An 18,221-nucleotide genomic window follows, 5' to 3' on the forward strand; every position below is an offset into this window, starting at 1 on the left:
CTCAGACCCTGAAGGCCCGCACCGCCTTGCTTAGCTCCCCGCCCAGGCTCAGCAACTGTTCGCCTTGTTCGCGCCCTTCGCCAATGCGCTGCAGGTTGTCTTCACCCAGCTCATGTATCCGCTCACTGTGATCGCGAATCTCACTCACTGCACCACTCTGCTGCGCGGTGACATCGGCAATGCGCACCGCCGTATCGGCAATCGTGCGGATCGCGCTGACAATCTCGTCCAGCGCGCCATCGGCGGCCTGGGCCTGGTTGGCGGTGGCTTCGGCATGTTCCAGCTGGGTGCGCATCCCGGCCACCGATTCTCGCGCCGCCTGCTGCAGGCGGTCGATCAGCGCCTGGATTTCGCCGGTAGCCCCGGTAGTACGCTGCGCCAGTGAGCGCACCTCGTCGGCCACCACCGCGAAGCCACGGCCCATCTCACCGGCACGGGCGGCCTCGATGGCGGCATTCAACGCCAGCAGGTTGGTCTGTTCGGCGATGGAGCGAATCACCGTCAGCACCCCGCCGATGGTGGCCGACTCCTCGGCCAGCTGTTCGATCATGCGCGCGTTGCCCTGCACCTCGTCGACCAGCGCCCGAAGGCCTGAGAGGCTCTGGCCGATCACCGTCTGGCCCTGTTCTACCGCGCGGCCGGCATCGCGGCTGGCATCGGCGGCAGAGCTGGCGTCGCCGGCCACTTGCTGGATGGTGGCTTCCAGCTCGCCCAGCGCATCGCGAATCTGCCCGGTGTCGCCGGCCTGGCGCTCTGCGCCGTCGTGCAAGGCCGCGCTCATGCCGGCCAGGGCGTGGCTGCTGCCGGCGACCTGTTCGGCGTTGTGGCGAATGGTGCCGACCAGCTCCACCAGATACTGGCGCAAGCGGTTGAGCGACTCCTGGATATCGTGCAGTTCGCGGTTGGTCTTGCCCAGCGCGATAGGCGCGGCAAAGTCGCCTTCGGCCCAGCGCGACAGGGCCGGGGCCAGGCTGGTCAGGGTACGGGCCAGGCGCCGCTGCAAGGTGTCGATGAGCAGGGCGATCAGCAGGATCAGGCCGATCATCAGCCCCTGGATGATGCGCACTTCGCCAGCAATCTTCGCGTGCTGGCCGCGCACTTCCGGCTCCAGGCCGGCAATGGCCTGTTGCACAGCTTCCAGGCGTTGGTTGGTGCTGGCGGCCAAGGCGGTGCGGCGGTCGATCTGCTCGCGGGTGCGTTGCAGCTCGGCGGGGTAGCGGTTGAGCAGGCTTTGCAGCTCGCGCTTGAGGCCGACCGCCACGTCTTCCTGGTGTTCGTTGGCCTGGGACTCCAGGCCCATCATGGCGGCGAAGTCGTCGGCGTTGGATTCGGCGGCCCGGGTCACGCCCAGCAGCGGCAGGCCGTCGATGACTTGGGCCTGGGTGCGGATCAGCTGCAGTTCGCGCTCGACCTCGTCGGCCAGTTCAGCGCGGCCGCTGCTGACCAGTTTGTCCCGGGCCAGCGACAGCCGGCCCAGGTGCACGGTGGCGTCGAGCAATGGCAGCAGGTAATGGTTGGCTTCGCTGCTGCCGCTGTCGCGGGCATAGGCGGTCAACTGTTCGAAGTTGGCCCCCAGCTCGCGTTCGGCCTGCAGCAGCAAGGCTTGCGGGTCGCCGGCCAGCTTGCCGGCGGCGAGCAGTTCGTTGGCGGTGAAGGCCTGCAGGGTGTCCAGGCTCGGGCGCAGCTTGCCGGCGAGTTCTGGCGGCCAGTCGGTCAGCGAGGCTTCGAGCTGCTTGTTGGCCTCGACGGCCGCAGCATGGCGCAAGGCATCGCCACTGCCCAGGTAGGCCTGGATGTTGCGCGCCGTCTGGTTCTGGAACTGTTGCGACAGGCCCAGGTAGCGCTCCATCAACTGATAGGGCCGCTCCAGGGCACGTTGCGACCACCACAGGGTCGCACCCAGGGCGATACACACAGTCACCAGCAACAGGGTGTTGAAATTGGTCAGCCACTTCAGGCGCATAGCCGCGAACTTCCTGCAGGGGAGTCGAGAGATAAGCGCCTGAATTTATGGCGAATTTGTTACCAGGTGATGACGATGGTGGCGTTGAGCTATTGCGCTCGGCCGTTACGGCTCGACCCTGACCACGCAGTTACGCCCGGCATGCTTGGCCCGGTACAACGCCTCGTCCGCCGTACTGGCCATGCTCAGCGCATCCAGTTCATCGTCCAGTTGCACCACCCCGGCACTGAAGGTGCATTGCAGATCCTCCGGCTGCGCTGGGTAGAGAATCTCGGCAAAGCGCCGACGAATCTCGTCCAGTACCTTGTGCGCGGCTTTCAGCGGGGTGTTGGGCATGACGATGGCAAACTCCTCGCCACCATAGCGGCCAATGAAGTCGGTCTTGCGCAGGCGTTGCTTGAGGAACAGTGCCAGGCTCTTGATTACCCGGTCGCCCATGGGGTGGCCGTGGCGGTCGTTGATCTTCTTGAAATGGTCGATGTCGAGCATGGCGAAGCTCAGCGGTTGCTGCTCGCGGCGGGCACGGTAGCTGCAGTCTTCGAGCAGTTGCAGGATGTGGGTGTGGTTGTACAGCCCGGTCAGGCTGTCGCGGACCATGCGGGCCTTGAGGTGGCGGGCGCGGGCGGCGCGGTTGCGCACGGTGGTGATCAGGTGCCGCGAACGGATCGGCTTGGTCAGGAAATCATCGCCGCCTTCACTCATGGCATCGAGCTGCTTGTCCAGGTCGTCCTCGGCGGACAGGTAGATGATCGGCACGCTGACGTAACGGTCGTTGTGACGGATCACCTTGGCCAGCTCCGGGCCCGAGCACGTCGGCATGTACAGGTCGAGGATGATCAGGTCGGGCTGGAAGTCGGCCAGCTCTGCCATGGCGCGGATCGGGTCGTTCAGGCTGCGGGTCAGCATCCCGGCACTGGCCAGTACCCGTTCGGTATGCAAGGCCTGGGCACGTGAATCGTCGATGATCAGCACGCGCAAGGGGTCTTGCTGTGCGTTGCTGGTCATGGCTTCGAGCTTTTCCAGCAAGCTGGAGGCTTCCAGCGTACCGGTCAGAAATGCCTGGCCCCCGGCGCGTACCGCAGCGAGGCGTGTCGGCGTGTCGGCCTCGTGCAGGCTGAAGAACAGCAGCGGTATGGGTTGCGCCTGGCCCCGCTGTGCCAGCGTCGCCAACGGCAGGCCGGCACCGGGGCCGGCGAAGTCGACATCCATGACGATGGCGGCCGCAGGCTGCTCGGCCAGCGATGCCAGAAACGCACTGGCGCACGGCTGCGGCTGTGCGCTCAGGCCGAAGAACTCCAGCTGCTGGGCGAGGCGCTCGGCGCGCTCATGGTCGTGCAGCAGCAGGTAGACCGTTTTGCGCGCAGGTGGCAGCTCCAGCTGGTCGGGCAGGTCGCCGTGGCGCAGGCACGTACGCGACAGGCGCTGCAACAGCTGTTCGAGCTCCTGCGAAAGGCGCTCCTGGCTCGGCTCCGCGGCTTGGGTCATGTCCTGGCTACTTGTTAGTGGGCTATGCAGGTTCGATGATGGCTGTATGCTAGCACCACTTTTTCCACCCGTATGTGCGCCGCATCAACAAAGGCTTGCGAACGAATATTCAGTTACTGACTCATTGGTCGCTTATGCGTACGGCGGTGTCTGCTTTATAGTGCTGCGACGCGGGCTTGCCGTGGCACCCTGGCGCAGGCCTGTGGTCCAAGCCCTTGAACCGTCGTGACTGATTAAGGACAAAGCCATGCTGGACTGGAAAAACCGCGAGGCCAAAGCCGAGCCCCGCGAGCGTGTCGATGGCCGCCGCGCCGCTGCCCGTAGCTATTTTGGCGGGCTCTGGAGCCGTGCCCTGGGGACCCTGATCGGGTTGTACCTGCTGGTGTGTCTGGGCCTTGGCTGGTACTGGAGCGAGGAGCCGGCGTTGTTCCCGGTGCAGCAGAATGCCCAGGCAGCCGCCGAGCGCAACGGCCAGCAGATGGTGGTGGGCTACACCACCATCGAAACCCTCAAGACCGTGGCCGGCACCCTGCTGAACAAGCCGGGCGGTTACATTTCCAACGACCGCTTCCCGCCTGGCCTGTGGATGGACAACATGCCGAGCTGGGAGTACGGCGTGCTGGTGCAGGTGCGTGACCTGTCCCGGGCCCTGCGCAAGGACTTCGCCCGTTCGCAATCGCAGTCCACCGAAGATGCCGACCTGGCCAAGGCCGAGCCGCGCTTCAACTTCGACAACAAGAGCTGGATCCTGCCGTCGAGCGAATCGGAGTTCGAAGAGGGCATCAAATCGCTGAGCCGCTACCAGGCGCGCCTGGCCGCTGGCGACAAGGGCGCCGCCTTCTATACCCGTGCCGACAACCTGAACAACTGGCTGGGTGACGTCGCCACCCGCCTGGGTTCGCTGTCGCAGCGCCTGTCGGCCAGTGTTGGCCGGGTCAAGCTCAACACTACCCTGAAGACCGAGTCGGTGGTTGCCGGCCAGGCGCCGCAGGTGGATGAAGAGCTGGTGGAAACCCCGTGGCTGCAGATCGACAACGTGTTCTACGAGGCCCGAGGCCAGGCGTGGGCGCTGTCGCACCTGTTGCGCGCCATCGAGGTCGACTTTGCCGATGTGCTGGCGAAGAAGAACGCCACGGTGAGCGTGCGCCAGATCATTCGTGAGCTGGAAGCCTCGCAGGAATCGCTGTGGAGCCCGATGGTGCTCAACGGCAGCGGCTTCGGCATATGGGCCAACCACTCGCTGGTCATGGCCAACTACATTTCCCGGGCCAACGCCGCAGTCATCGACCTGCGTCAGTTGCTGTCGCAGGGTTGAGCATGGCCATCAGCGCCAACGAGGCCGCCCACCGGGCGGCTTCCGACCGTGAGCTGGTTACTTGGGTGGACGACGCCGATCAGGTGCTCGGGGCGTTGCCCAGGGCCGAGCTGCGCGAGCGCGGCCTGATTGGTCGCTGCACGTTCATCCTGTTGTTCAACAGTGCCGGTGAGCTGTGTGTGCATCGGCGGGCCCTGAGCAAGGCGTTGTACCCGGGGTATTGGGACGTGGCGGCCGGCGGCATGGTGACGGCAGGGGAAGCGTATGACGACTCGGCTGCCCGCGAGCTGGCCGAGGAGCTAGGAATCGAAGGCGTCGAGCTGCGTTTCCATGAGCGGTTCTATTTCGATATGCCGGACAACCACCTGTGGTGCGCGGTGTATTCGGCGGTGTCGGATGCGCCACTGCGGTTGCAGCCGGAAGAGGTGATCGAGGCGACATTCATCAGCCTTGAGCAGGCCGAGCGGGAAAGCCTGACAAAGCCGTATTGCCCGGACTCGCTGGCCGCGTTGCAGCGCTACAAGGCCAGCCTGAAATAGAGCTGGGGCTGCAGAGCAGCCCCAAGGTCGCAAATCATTCGCAAAATGGCGCATTCCAGTACTTAGCAACAGCCTGATTTATCGTTACACTGCGCGCCCTTTTCGGGCTGCCGCAGGATCTTGCGGCAGTAGCGCCGCCCCTGCCAGAGTGGGGCTTCGCGGTCGGTCTCTGCCCCAGGGACTGACCAGTTTTTGTCCTCAGCACAGAGGAACAAAAGTGGCCAAGAAAGCTTCTTCCTTCGCCGCCCTTGGCGGTCTTGTTTACTCCACCGATGCCGGTCGGCATTGCCCCGACTGTGGCCAGCCGGTGGACGCCTGCACCTGCAAGCAGCAAGTCATCCCCGAAGGTGATGGCATCGCCCGTGTGCGTCGTGAAAGCAAAGGCCGTGGCGGCAAGACCGTGACTACCGTCACCGGCGTGCCGCTGGCGCTCGACCAGCTCAAGGAGCTGGCCACCACCCTCAAGCGCCGTTGCGGTACCGGCGGTGCGCTGAAGGATGGGGTCATCGAGATCCAGGGCGACCACGTCGAGCTGCTGATCGCCGAGCTGATCAAACAGGGCTTCAAGGCGAAAAAGTCCGGCGGCTGATGCGCCCCCGCGATTTTTTGCCCAACGCTTTCTAAACTCGTTCCCGTGACCCGGGTCTACCCCAGGGCACGGACGAATCGTCATTTTTGGCTTTTACACTGCGCCCGCCTCCTTGCGGGGCAGTGTCTTCGACTTATCTATAGGGGACTTGAATGTCCGTACGACGCACACGCAAAGACGATGGTAGCCAATGGACCGTGGCCGACAGCCGCAGTGTTTACGGCATCCGCCATTGGGGCGCTGGTTATTTCGCCATCAATGAAGCCGGGCGCGTCGAAGTGCGCCCCAACGGCCCCGGCAGCGCGCCGATCGACCTGTTCGAACAGGTCGACGAGCTGCGTCAGAGCGGTTTGTCACTACCGCTGCTGGTGCGCTTCCCCGACATCCTGCAGGACCGCGTACGCCAGCTGACCGGCGCTTTCGATGCCAACATCGCGCGCCTGGAATACCAGAGCCAGTACACCGCGCTGTACCCGATCAAGGTCAACCAGCAGGAAGCGGTGGTGGAAAACATCATCGCCACGCAGAACGTCTCGATCGGCCTCGAAGCTGGCTCCAAGCCTGAGCTGCTGGCCGTGCTGGCGCTGGCGCCGAAAGGCGGCACCATCGTCTGCAACGGCTACAAGGACCGCGAGTTCATCCGCCTGGCGCTGATGGGCCAGAAGCTCGGCCACAACGTGTTCATCGTCATCGAGAAAGAGTCGGAAGTGGCCCTGGTGATCGACGAGGCTGCCGATCTCAAGGTCAAGCCGCAGGTCGGCCTGCGCGTGCGCCTGTCGTCGCTGGCGTCGAGCAAGTGGGCCGACACCGGGGGCGAGAAGTCCAAGTTCGGTTTGTCCGCCGCCCAGCTGATCTCGGTGGTGCAGCGCTTCCGCGATGCCGGCCTGGACCAAGGCATCCGCCTGCTGCACTTCCACATGGGCTCGCAGATCGCCAACCTGGCCGACTACCAGCACGGTTTCAAGGAAGCCATTCGCTACTACGGCGAACTGCGTGCGTTGGGGCTACCAGTCGACCATATCGACGTCGGTGGTGGCCTGGGTGTGGACTACGACGGTACCCACTCGCGTAACGCCAGCTCGATCAACTACGACATGGACGACTACGCCGGCGTGGTGGTGGGCATGCTCAAGGAGTTCTGCGACGCGCAGGGCTTGCCGCATCCGCATATCTTCTCCGAGAGCGGCCGTTCGCTGACCGCGCACCACGCGATGCTGGTGATCCAGGTGACCGACGTCGAGAAGCACAACGACGACGTGCCGACCATCGAGAACAAGGAGGCCCTGCCGGAAACCGTGCAATGGCTGGTCGACCTGCTGGGCCCGACCGACATCGAAATGGTCACCGAAACCTACTGGCGCGCCACCCACTACATGGGTGACGTGGCGGCGCAGTACGCCGATGGCAAGATCAGCCTGGCCGAGAAGGCCCTGGCCGAGCAGTGCTACTTCGCCGTGTGCCGCCGCCTGCACAACTCGCTGAAAGCCCGCCAGCGCTCGCACCGCCAGGTGCTGGACGAGCTCAACGACAAGCTGGCCGACAAGTACATCTGCAACTTCTCGGTGTTCCAGAGCCTGCCGGACACCTGGGCCATCGGCCAGGTACTGCCGATCATCCCGCTGCACCGCCTGGACGAAGAACCTATGCGGCGTGCGGTGCTGCAGGACCTGACCTGCGACTCCGACGGCAAGATCAACCAGTACGTCGACGAGCAGAGCATCGAAACCAGCATGCCTGTGCATGCGGTCAACGAAGGCGAGGACTACCTGCTGGGCGTGTTCCTGGTCGGCGCCTACCAGGAAATCCTCGGTGACATGCACAACCTGTTCGGTGACACCGACTCGGTGAACATCTACCAGAATGCCGATGGCAGCGTGTACCACGCCGGTATCGAGACCCACGACACCATCGAAGACATGCTGCGTTACGTGCACCTGTCGCCGGAGGAGTTGATGACTCACTACCGTGACAAGGTGGCCAGCGCCAAGATCAGCGCGCGTGAGCGGACCCAGTACCTCGATGCGCTGCGCCTTGGCCTCACCCGCTCCTCTTACTTGTCTTCGTGACCTGCAGCCGGGCTATGGTGCGACAGCCTTGACCATGGCCCGGCCGATTTCAGCGATCGCAGCGTTGCGCTCGTCCATGGATGCAGTGGTTTCAGTGAGGTAGATGGCCGCGACGATGGGAGCCCGTTGTGGTGGCCACATCACCGCCACGACGCCCCGTGTGCCAAAGCCACCACTTCCGGTCTTGTCGGCGATCCGCCAGTCACCAGGGATGCCGGCCCGCAGCAGTGGGCCGCCGACCTGATTGCTCATCAGCCACTCCGTCAGCTGCCTTCTCGGCTCATCCTTCAGTGCAGAGCCCAGTACCAGCGACTTCATTGTGCCTGCCATCGCCTTCGGTGTAGTCGTGTCACGCAGATCGCCAGGTTGTCCCTCGTTCAAGCTTGGCTCATTGCGGTCCGATCGTGTTGTCTGATCACCGATTTCCTGCAAGAAAGCGTTTACGGCTGCGGGGCCGCCCAATACCTCCAGCACACCATTGGCGGCCGCATTGTCACTGGTTTTCAGGGTGAAAGCGCACAGGTCGGAGGCTGCTACCTGTTTACCGACCAGGTTCTGTGTCACGGGGGAGTGAGGCAGGATGCTTTCCTGTTGAATCTGCCATGCCTTTTTCATCCTCACCTGGCCCTGCCGCAGCAAGGCCGAACACACCAGCAGCTTCACTGTGCTCGCCATCGGGAAGCGCTCATCGGCCCGGTGCTCCCACCCCAGGCCTGTGCCGGTGTCATGGATCGCATAGCCGATCCGCGCATCCAGCGCGTTCTCCAAACGAAGTGCCGTTTCCCGGATGGGGTCGTCCGCCGCAGATGCGTTGGATGACATCGCCACGATGGCAACTGCTGCAGCTCCGCTGATCCACTGCCTGATTCCACTGAGTTGCATCGGCCTTTCCCTGCTTAATGGAAGAGGCTGTGAAACTTAATGGGTCAGTACTTCTTTGTAAGTAGGATGCCGAGTTTAGATGTGTAGGGAAGATCCCTTTTGACCATAGGGGCAATCACCATCATGACTGCTCATGGGGGACTGAGGATCACTCGACCCATTTGCCTTGCCGGTACAAATGCAGGCCTGTCGCCCCCAGCGTCAGTGCCCGTAGAACCATGAAGCCGAGAAATGCCAGCCACAGTCCGTGGTTGCCAAGTTCAGTCGACAGCCAGCCGAGCGGTAGTGCGATCACGACCGACAACAGCATCGCATTACGCATTTCCCGCGCCCGGGTTGCGCCGATGAACAACCCGTCGAGCAGGTAACTCCACACCGCGATCAACGGCAGCAGCGCCAGGTACGGCAAGTACGGATAAGCCGCCGCTCGCACGCTCTCGATATTGGTCTGCAGGTCGATGAACAGGTGCCCGCCCAGCAGGAACAAGCCGGCAAACCCCAGGCTGGTGATCAGCGACCAACCGCAGGCCACCACCAGTGACCGGCGCAAGGTATCTCGATCCCGCGCACCAATGGCATGCCCGCACAGCGCCTCCACGGCATGCGCCAGGCCATCGAGGGCGTAGGCAGTAAGCAGCAGCCCGTTGAGCAGCAGGGCATTGGCCGCCACCGTGGCTTCGCCCAGGCGGGCACCCTGCACGGTGATCAGCAGGAACACCAGTTGCAGCGCCAGGCTGCGCAGGAAAATGTCACGGTTCACCGCCAGCAGCGGGCGCCAGGCCTGCCAACGCTTGAGGGCAGCCCAGGCGATCTGCCCGGGGTAGGCGCGCAGGGCCGGGCGGGTCAGGGCCAGGCCGAGCAAAGCAGCGCTCCATTCGGCAATCACCGAGGCCCGTGCCGAACCCAGCACGCCCCAGTTCAGACCCAGTACGAACCACAGGTTGAGGGCGATGTTCAGCAGGTTGGTGGTCAGCAGAATCGCCAACGGCGCGCGTGCGTTCTGTGTGCCGAGGAACCAGCCGACCAGCGCATAGCTGGCCAGCGCGGCCGGCAGACCGAGCAGCCGGGTATGGAAGAAGTCTTCGGTGGATTGCTGCAACGCCTCGCTTGGTTGCATGGCGTGCAGCGCCAACTGGCTGAAGGGCAGGGCAAGCAGGCCAATGAGCAGGGCGAAGGCCACGGCCAGCAGCAGGCCCTGGACCAGTACCTGACGCAGGGCAGCGCCGTCTGTACGCCCGGCTGCCTGGGCGGCGAAACCGGTGGAGCCCATGCGCAGGAAACCCATCAGGCCGACCATGAAGGTGAACAGCGTCGCCCCCACGGCCACGGCGCCGAGCTGGTGGGCGTGGGGCAGGTGGCCGATCACGGTGCTGTCGACCAGCGCCACCAGCGGTACCGAGATGTTGGAGAGGATCATCGGCGCGGCCAGCGCCCAGACCTTGAGGTGGGTGGGGCGGTGTTGCCAGTCGGCGGACAGTTGCGACATTGCTATTCCTGAAGCTGCGGGGCGCAAAGCGTCCCCAGTATTTGGCTGGACACAGTGTACCGGCCAGGCAACCAATTCGCCCGAACAGGGTCTCACTTGCCGCATCGTTGAAAGTCTCACGTCCACCGTTGCGCTATAGTTGCTGCCCTCACGTACACGCTGCCAAAGAGTTCCCACTCCATGTTCAACAAAGGATTGTTGCTGGCCTGCGCGCTGGCCTTGCTCAGTGCCTGTGATTCCTCGACGCCGGACAAGCCCGCTGCCGCCGAAAAACCGGCCGCGAGCGCTGCGGTCGAGGCCCCGGCGCCCAAGCGCGAGGACCCTGCTGTCCTCGCCAAGCGCTACGAAGGGCGCGAGCTCAGCGTGCTGGATGTGTCGGAAGTGCAACTCGATGGCGCCAGTACCCTGTCGATCAGTTTCTCGGCACCCCTGGACGCCAAGCAGGACTTCGCCGCCAAGGTGCACCTGGTCGATACGGTCAAAGGCAAGGTCGACGGTGCCTGGGAGCTTTCCGACAACCAGATGGAGTTGCGCCTGCGCCACCTCGAGCCGCAGCGCAAGCTGGTGCTGACCGTCGACAAGGGCTTGCTCGCGGTCAACGGTAAGCAGCTCGACAGCGAATCGGTGAGCCGCCTGGAAACCCGCGACATGCAACCCACCGTCGGCTTTGCCAGCCGTGGTTCGTTGCTGCCCACCCGCCTGGCCGAAGGCCTGCCGGTGATCGCGCTGAACGTGCCCAAGGTCGATGTCGAGTTCTTCCGGGTCAAACCGCAGATGCTCTCCACCTTCCTGGCCAATTGGGGCCGCAACAGCAGCCTGTACTACTACCAGTCCAAGGAAACCCTGGACATGGCCGAGATGGTCTACAGCGGCCGTTTCGACCTGAACCCGGCGCGCAACACCCGCGAAACCGTGCTGCTGCCGATTGCCGGGATCAAGCCGCTGCAGGAGCCAGGCGTGTACCTGGCCGTGATGCGTGCCTCCGGTACCTATGACTATTCGCAGCCGGCGACGCTGTTCACCCTCAGCGACATCGGTGTGTCCGCCCACCGCTACCGTGACCGCCTGGACGTGTTCGCCCAGGCCCTGGAAGGCGGCAAGGCACTCAAGGACGTCAACCTCGAGCTGCATGACGACAAGGGCAAGCTGCTGGCCCAGGCCAAGACCGACGGCGCCGGCCATGCCCAGTTGCCGATCACGGCCAAGGCCGACACCCTGATCGCCACCCAGGGCGTGCACACCACCTTGCTTCGCCTGAACACCGCTGCCCTGGACCTGGCCGAGTTCGACATCACCGGCCCCCAGGCCAACCCGCTGCAGTTCTTCATCTTCGGCCCGCGCGACCTTTATCGCCCGGGTGAAACGGTGCTGCTCAACGGTTTGCTGCGCGACCAGGATGGCAAGCCGGTCAAGGCCCAGCCGGTCAGCGTGGAAGTGCGTCGGCCGGATGAGCAGGTCAGCCGCAAGTTCGTCTGGGAGGCCGATGCCAATGGCCTGTATCAGTACCAGCTGCAACTGGCCACCGAGGCCCCGACCGGCCGCTGGCAATTGCTGCTTGACCTGGGCGGCGGGCGCAAGCAGGTCTACGAGTTCCTCGTCGAAGACTTCCTTCCCGAGCGCCTGGCACTTGAACTCAAGGGCAGCGATACACCGCTGTCGCCCGAGGAAGATGCGCGTATCCAGGTCAATGGCCGCTACCTCTACGGTGCGCCGGCTGCCGGCAACCGCTTGAGCGGCCAAGCCTATGTGCGTCCACTGCGCGAAGCCGTGCCGGCACTGCCGGGCTACCAGTTCGGCTCGGTTACTGAAACCGAACTGACCCAGGATCTGGAGCTGGACGAAGTCACCCTCGACCAGGCTGGCAAGGCTGTGGTCGATATCGAGAGCCACTGGGCCGAAGCACGCTCGCCGCTGCAGTTGACCGTGCAGGCCAGCCTGCAGGAGTCTGGCGGCCGGCCGATCACCCGCCGCCTGGAGCAGCCAATCTGGCCTGCCGAGCGCCTGCCAGGCCTGCGCGGCCTGTTCGACGGTGAAGAAACCGACAGCGATGGCCCGGTGGAATTCGAGTTCCTCGTGGCCGACCGCGAAGGTAACAAGCTCGCCGCCAATGACCTGAAGGTGCGCCTGATCCGCGAGCGTCGCGACTACTACTGGAATTACTCGCAGAGCGATGGCTGGAGCTACAACTACAACGAGAAATTCCTTACCCAGAGTGAGGAAACGGTCAGCGTCAAGGCCGGCTCCACCGCCAAGCTGAGCTTCCAGGTGGAGTGGGGCCCGTACCGCGTCGAGGTGGAAGACCCTGAGACCGGGCTGGTTTCCAGCGAGCGCTTCTGGGCCGGTTACCGTGCCCAGGACAACGCTGAAGGCGGCGCGGTGCGGCCGGACCAGGTGAAGCTGGCGCTGGACAAACCGGCCTATGCCGACGGCGCCACCGCCAAGGTCACCGTGACCCCGCCTGCGGCTGGCAGCGGCTACCTGATGGTCGAATCCAGTGATGGCCCGCTGTGGTGGCAGGAAATCGAGGTGCCCGCTGAGGGCAAGACCTTCGATGTGCAGCTGGACAAACAGTGGGCGCGCCACGACCTGTACATCAGCGCGCTGATGATCCGTCCGGGTGAGCGCAAGGCCAATGCCACGCCCAAGCGCGCCGTCGGCGTGCTGCACCTGCCGCTGGCACGTGCCGAGCGCAAGCTCGCGGTCAGCCTGCAGGCACCGGAGAAGATGCGGCCCAAGCAGCCGCTGACGGTGAAGATCAAGGCCGCCAATGCTGACGGCAGCGTGCCGAAGCAGGTGCATGTGCTGCTGTCCGCAGTCGATGTCGGCATCCTCAACATCACCGACTTCAAGACCCCCGACCCGTTTGCCAGCCTGTTCGGCCGCAAGGCCTATGGCGCCGACCAGCTGGACATCTACGGCCAGCTGATCGAAGCCGGCCAAGGCCGCCTGGCCAGCCTGGCCTTCGGCGGTGACGCGGCGATGGCCAAGGGCGGCAAGCGGCCCAACACCACGGTGACCATCGTTGCCCAGCAAAGCCTGCCGGTAACCCTGAACGACCAGGGGGAGGGCGAGGCGACCGTCGATATTCCCGACTTCAATGGCGAGTTGCGGCTGATGGCCCAGGTCTGGACCGACGAGCATTTCGGCATGGCCGAAGGCAAGACGGTGGTAGCCGCGCCGCTGATCGCCGAACTGTCGGCGCCGCGCTTCCTGGCCGGCGGTGACCGCACCAGCCTGGCGCTGGACCTGGCCAACCTGTCGGGGCGTGCGCAACAGTTGAGTGTCGAGATCCGCACTGAAGGCCAGCTGAGCCTGACGGCCAGCGCCCAGCAGACTATCGCCCTGGCCGAAGGCCAGCGCAGCACGCTGCTGATCCCGGTGCAGGCCTTGGGCGGTCTGGGGCAGGGCAAGGTGCAGGTGCGGGTCAATGGTTTGCAACTGCCGGGCGAACCGGCGAACACCTTCGAACGCGAATGGACCCTTGGTGTGCGCCCGGCCTATCCGGCGATGCTCAAACATTACCGCGTGGCCCTCAAGGACCAGCCATGGACCTTGCCGGAAAGCGACCTGGCCACCTTTGAACCAGCGGGGTTGGAAGCCAGCCTGGCGCTGTCGAGCCGCCCGCCACTGAACCTGGCCGAACAGATCCGCGCCCTCGAAGCCTACCCTTACGGCTGCCTGGAGCAGACCACCAGTGGCCTGTATCCGTCACTGTACGCTGATGCCGAGAGCCTTAAGCGCCTGGGCATCAAGGGTGAGCCGGCCGAGGTGCGCAAGCGCAAGATCGAGATGGGCATCGAGCACCTGCTCGGCATGCAGCGCTACAACGGCAGCTTCGGCCTGTGGAGTTCGGACAGTGAAGAGGAATACTGGCTGACGGCCTATGTCAGCGACTTCCTCCTGCGTGCCCGCAATCAGGGCTACGGCGTGCCGGCCGAGGCCTTGAAGAAGGCCAACGAGCGCCTGCTGCGCTACTTGCAGGAACGCAACCTGATCGAAGTCGACTACAGCGAAAACGCCGAGCACACCCGCTTTGCCGTGCAAGCCTACGCCGCGCTGGTGCTGTCGCGCAGCCAGCAGGCACCGCTGGGCGCCTTGCGCAGCCTGTTCGAGCGCCGTGCCGATGCCCGCTCCGGCCTGCCGCTGGTGCAATTGGCGGTCGCGCTGGACGCCATGGGCGACAAGCCGCGCGCCGAGCAAGCGCTGCAGGCGGGCCTGGGCATCAGCCGTAGCAAGGGCTGGATGGCCGACTATGGCAGCAGCTTGCGCGACCAGGCACTGATCCTGGCGCTGCTGCAGGAGAGCAAACTGGCCAGCAACCAGGTCGACCAGCGTCTGTTTGCCCTGTCGGACGAGCTGGCGGCCAATCGCTGGTTGTCGACCCAGGAGCGCAACGCCTTGTATCTGGCCGGCCGTGGCCTGCTGGGCAAGCCGGAGGCACCGTGGAAGGCACGTCTGGACAGTGCCGGTGAAGTGCGTGAGTTCAACAACGTCGAAGCGGGCATGAAGCTCGAAGGGCCGTTGCTGGCCTCGCCGCTTAGCGTGCAGAACGAGGGCAGCGAAACGCTCTATCAGCAACTGACCCTGTCGGGCTATCCACGTCAGGCGCCTGTCGCGGGTGGCAATGGCATGGAGATCCGCCGGGAGTATCTGGGCATGAACGGCCAGGCGCTGGACCTGCACAACCTGCGCAGCGGCGACCTGGTGCTGGTGCACCTGGCGCTCAAGGCCAGCGATCGCGTGCCGGATGCCCTGGTGGTCGATCTGCTGCCAGCAGGCCTGGAACTGGAGAACCAGAACCTGGCCCAAAGCGCTGCCAGCCTGGACAACGCCAGCAGTGCGGTGAAGCAGTGGCGTGAGTCGATGCAGAACGCCAGCGTGGTGCACCAGGAGTACCGTGATGACCGCTACGTGGCGGCCCTCAAGCTCGATGGCTATGGCACCACGCACCTGTTGTACCTGGCGCGAGCGGTGACCCCGGGCACCTACCGGGTGCCGCCGCCGCAGGTGGAGTCGATGTATCGACCGAACCTGCAGGCGGTGGGGGATGGGCAAGGCGAGATGACGGTAAAGGCGCGCTGATGCGCAAGCTACAAGCTGCAAGTGAAGCAGATTGGCTTTCTTGCAGCTTGTAGCTCAAGGCTTGCAGCTGTTCTTCAGTGAATGACCCAGCTCATCACCCACAACCCCAACACCAGCCAGATGATCCCGAGGATGATCGATGCGCGCATGAAGGCGCGGATTGCCGAATACAGCAGCATCAGGCCGATTATCAGGGCGAGTATGCTGAGCAGCGAGGTGTCCATGCCCAGCGTGCGTGCCAGGCCATCGATGAAATTGCCCCCGGCGTTGGCCAGCAGGTTGAACAGGCCGTTCATGATGTCGACGATAAAGCGGATCAACGAACCCAGTGCCTGGCCAAGCCACTCGAAAAAAACTTCTACATGCATAGTTGCTTCCTGATGAACGAATCGGCACGGTTGCCGCTCCCAAGCCTTAGGCCATTAGCTGGCCAGGCCGGTTCCCGATGCCAAGCTTAGCGCGGCCACGTACCCGAGCGGGAAGGCTTGTGCGTCCTGCCGTGATCAGCCTGTTGATGCTGCTCGGGCTGTTGTGGCTGGCCGACCGCATCTGGCCGCTGCCAATGCCGGGCAATGACCTGGCACGGGTGGTGCTGGCCGAAGACGGCACACCGTTGTGGCGCTTTGCCGATGCCGATGGTGTGTGGCGCTACCCGGTCAGCCCGGAAGAGGTTTCGCCGCTGTACCTGCAGGCCCTGCTGACCTACGAGGACCGCTGGTTCTACCGCCACCCGGGAGTCAACCCGTTGGCTCTGGCGCGGGCGGCCTGGCTCAACCTGCGGGGTGGGCGGGTGGTGTCTGGCGGCAGCACCTTGTCGATGCAGGTTGCACGCTTGCTCGACCCGCATGATCGCACCCTGGCCGGCAAACTGCGGCAACTGTGGCGCACCGCGCAGCTGGAGTGGCACCTGTCCAAGCGCGAGATCCTGCAGATCTACCTGAACCGTGCCCCGTTCGGCGGTACCTTGCAGGGCGTGGCTGCAGCCAGTTGGGCTTATCTGGGCAAGTCACCGCAACATCTCACGCCCGCCGAGGCAGCACTGCTGGCGGTGCTGCCGCAGGCACCGAGCCGCTTGCGCCCGGACCGCCACCCGGCCCGTGCCCAACGGGCCCGTGACAAGGTGCTGCAGCGCCTGGACGAGTATCAGGTGTGGCCAGCCCGACAGATCAAGGAGGCTGCCGAGGAGCCCTTGTTGCTGGCCCCGCGTCAGGAACCCGCGCTGGCGCCCCTGCTGGCGCGGCGGCTGAATACCCCTGACAGCCCGACGTTGATTCGCACCACTCTCGACGCCTCGCTGCAGCGGCGCCTGGAGGACCTGCTGCTGGGTTGGCGCGCACGCCTGCCGGAGCGTACCTCGGCCGCGATCCTGGTGGTCGAGGCGCAGACCATGGCAGTACGCGCTTACCTGGGCTCGATCGACTTGAGCGACGAGCGCCGTTTTGGCCATGTCGACATGGTCCGCTCGTTGCGTTCGCCAGGCTCGACGCTCAAGCCGTTTCTCTACGGCCTGGCCATGGATGATGGCCTGATCCACTCCGAATCGCTGCTGCAGGATGTACCGCGTCGCTACGGCGACTATCGCCCCGGTAATTTCTCTATGGGCTTCAGCGGCCCGGTGTCGGCCAGCTCGGCACTGGCGCTGTCGCTCAACCTGCCGGCGGTGCAATTGCTCGAAGCCTACGGGCCCAAGCGCTTCGCCGCGCAGTTGCGCATGGCCGGCGTGCCGCTGGCGCTCCCGCCTCTGGCCGAACCCAACCTGGCATTGATTCTTGGCGGCGCCGGTAGCCGCCTGGAGGACCTGCTTGGCGGCTATGCGGCACTGGCCAGGGGCGGCAACAGCGCGCAGGTTCGCCTGCAACCGCAGGATCCGTTGCTGGAGCGGCGGCTAATGTCGCCTGGCGCGGCCTGGATCATCCGGCGCATCCTCAGTGGCCAGGCGCGGCCCGACCGCGACCCGCATGCCGAACTGGTACAGCGCCCGAAATTGGCCTGGAAAACCGGTACCAGCTATGGCTTTCGCGATGCCTGGTCGATCGGCGTAGGGCCGCGCTACCTGATCGGGGTGTGGATCGGCCGCCCCGATGGCACGCCGGTGCCAGGGCAATTCGGCCTGGCTTCGGCGGCACCCTTGATGCTGCAAGTGCATGACTTGCTGAGCAACCGTGACAGCCAGCGGGGCATCCGGGTGCCGGTGGAGCGCGTGCCGGAAAGTGTTGGCGTGGCGGCCATCTGCTGGCCGCTGGGCCAGCCCATGAACCGACAGGACCCGAATTGCCGGCGCCAGCGCTTTGCCTGGACCCTCGATGGCACGACGCCTCCCACTTTGCAGGCTGCTGACCAGCCCCTCGGCCTGGGGCTGCGCGAGAGCATCTGGGTCAATACTCAAGGCCTGCGCGTGGACGGCAGTTGCCCAGGTGCCAAGGCACTCGACATCGCCTTGTGGCCGGCACCGCTGGAGCCTTGGTTGCCACGCGTCGAGCGGCGTGCGGCGCGGCTGCCGGCGGTGGACCCAAGCTGCCCGCCACAGGTCCCGGCCAGCGCGCCGCCGCTGTCGATCGTGGGGGTGCGCCCCGACGACAACCTGCGGCGCCCGGCCACCAGTAGCGAACCCTTGCAGTTGCGCGTTTCTGCCTTGGGTGGTGGCGGGCGCCGCTGGTGGTTCCTCAATGGTCAGCCGCTGGGTGAAAGCGAAGGGCAGGAAAGCGTGCTGGTGCGTTTTGACCAGGTCGGGCAGTTCGAGCTCAGTGCCCTGGACGAAACTGGAGAAACAGCGCGGGTAGCGTTCCAAGTCAACGAGTAGGTGTTCGACGTTTA

General features: G+C 64.7%; 11 protein-coding genes. 6 read left to right on the top strand and 5 right to left on the bottom strand.

From position 1 onward, the window contains the following. Nucleotide 1 precedes the first annotated feature (1 nt). On the bottom strand, nt 2-1,963 hold the full coding sequence (locus ACOKS3_RS03120) for a methyl-accepting chemotaxis protein (protein ID WP_103445824.1): 1,962 nt from the start codon (nt 1,961-1,963) through the stop codon (nt 2-4). Between the two features lie 105 nt (nt 1,964-2,068). After that, entirely contained in the window at nt 2,069-3,448 is a 1,380-nt protein-coding gene (locus tag ACOKS3_RS03125; RefSeq protein WP_422764386.1) for a diguanylate cyclase, read from the bottom strand. A gap of 247 nt (nt 3,449-3,695) precedes the next feature. Here ACOKS3_RS03125 and ACOKS3_RS03130 point away from each other — a divergent pair, with 247 nt between their 5' ends. The 4 genes from ACOKS3_RS03130 to speA all read left to right on the top strand — a co-directional run bounded on the left by ACOKS3_RS03130 (nt 3,696) and on the right by speA (nt 7,957). Next, nucleotides 3,696-4,763: a DUF2333 family protein gene (locus tag ACOKS3_RS03130; RefSeq protein ID WP_103445822.1), complete on the top strand. Its 1,068-nt coding sequence runs from the start codon at nt 3,696-3,698 to the stop codon at nt 4,761-4,763. A 2-nt stretch (nt 4,764-4,765) separates the two neighbouring features. Further along, on the top strand, nt 4,766-5,302 hold the full coding sequence (locus ACOKS3_RS03135) for an NUDIX hydrolase (RefSeq protein ID WP_103445821.1): 537 nt from the start codon (nt 4,766-4,768) through the stop codon (nt 5,300-5,302). A gap of 217 nt (nt 5,303-5,519) precedes the next feature. Beyond that, on the top strand, nt 5,520-5,891 hold the full coding sequence (locus ACOKS3_RS03140) for a translation initiation factor Sui1 (RefSeq protein WP_103445820.1): 372 nt from the start codon (nt 5,520-5,522) through the stop codon (nt 5,889-5,891). 152 nt (nt 5,892-6,043) lie between these two features. Further along, on the top strand, nt 6,044-7,957 hold the full coding sequence (speA, locus tag ACOKS3_RS03145; protein WP_422764387.1) for an arginine decarboxylase: 1,914 nt from the start codon (nt 6,044-6,046) through the stop codon (nt 7,955-7,957). A gap of 12 nt (nt 7,958-7,969) precedes the next feature. On the opposite strand, the gene bla is transcribed toward speA, so the two are convergent. Together bla and ACOKS3_RS03155 are read right to left on the bottom strand one after the other, a co-directional pair. After that, entirely contained in the window at nt 7,970-8,839 is an 870-nt protein-coding gene (bla, locus tag ACOKS3_RS03150) for a class A beta-lactamase (protein ID WP_103445818.1), read from the bottom strand. Nucleotides 8,840-8,987: 148 nt separating this feature from the next. Next, nucleotides 8,988-10,325: an MATE family efflux transporter gene (locus tag ACOKS3_RS03155; RefSeq protein ID WP_103445817.1), complete on the bottom strand. Its 1,338-nt coding sequence runs from the start codon at nt 10,323-10,325 to the stop codon at nt 8,988-8,990. Nucleotides 10,326-10,505: 180 nt separating this feature from the next. On the opposite strand from ACOKS3_RS03155, the gene ACOKS3_RS03160 reads away from it, so the two are divergent. Further along, nucleotides 10,506-15,407 (top strand): alpha-2-macroglobulin family protein, encoded by a 4,902-nt coding sequence (locus ACOKS3_RS03160; RefSeq protein WP_422764388.1) that lies wholly within the window; start codon nt 10,506-10,508, stop codon nt 15,405-15,407. 74 nt (nt 15,408-15,481) lie between these two features. Here ACOKS3_RS03160 and ACOKS3_RS03165 read toward each other — a convergent pair whose 3' ends face one another. Next, complete coding sequence (locus ACOKS3_RS03165; protein ID WP_422764389.1) at nt 15,482-15,775, bottom strand: hypothetical protein; 294 nt, start codon at nt 15,773-15,775, stop codon at nt 15,482-15,484. 77 nt (nt 15,776-15,852) lie between these two features. Here ACOKS3_RS03165 and pbpC point away from each other — a divergent pair, with 77 nt between their 5' ends. Then, nucleotides 15,853-18,207, top strand: a complete 2,355-nt coding sequence (gene pbpC, locus ACOKS3_RS03170; protein ID WP_422764390.1) for a peptidoglycan glycosyltransferase PbpC — start codon at nt 15,853-15,855, stop codon at nt 18,205-18,207. The last annotated feature ends 14 nt before the right edge of the window (nt 18,208-18,221 follow it).

It is taken from the genome of Pseudomonas sp. HS6-2 (genome assembly GCF_049325675.2).
Taxonomy (GTDB): Bacteria; Pseudomonadota; Gammaproteobacteria; order Pseudomonadales; family Pseudomonadaceae; genus Aquipseudomonas; species Aquipseudomonas putida_N.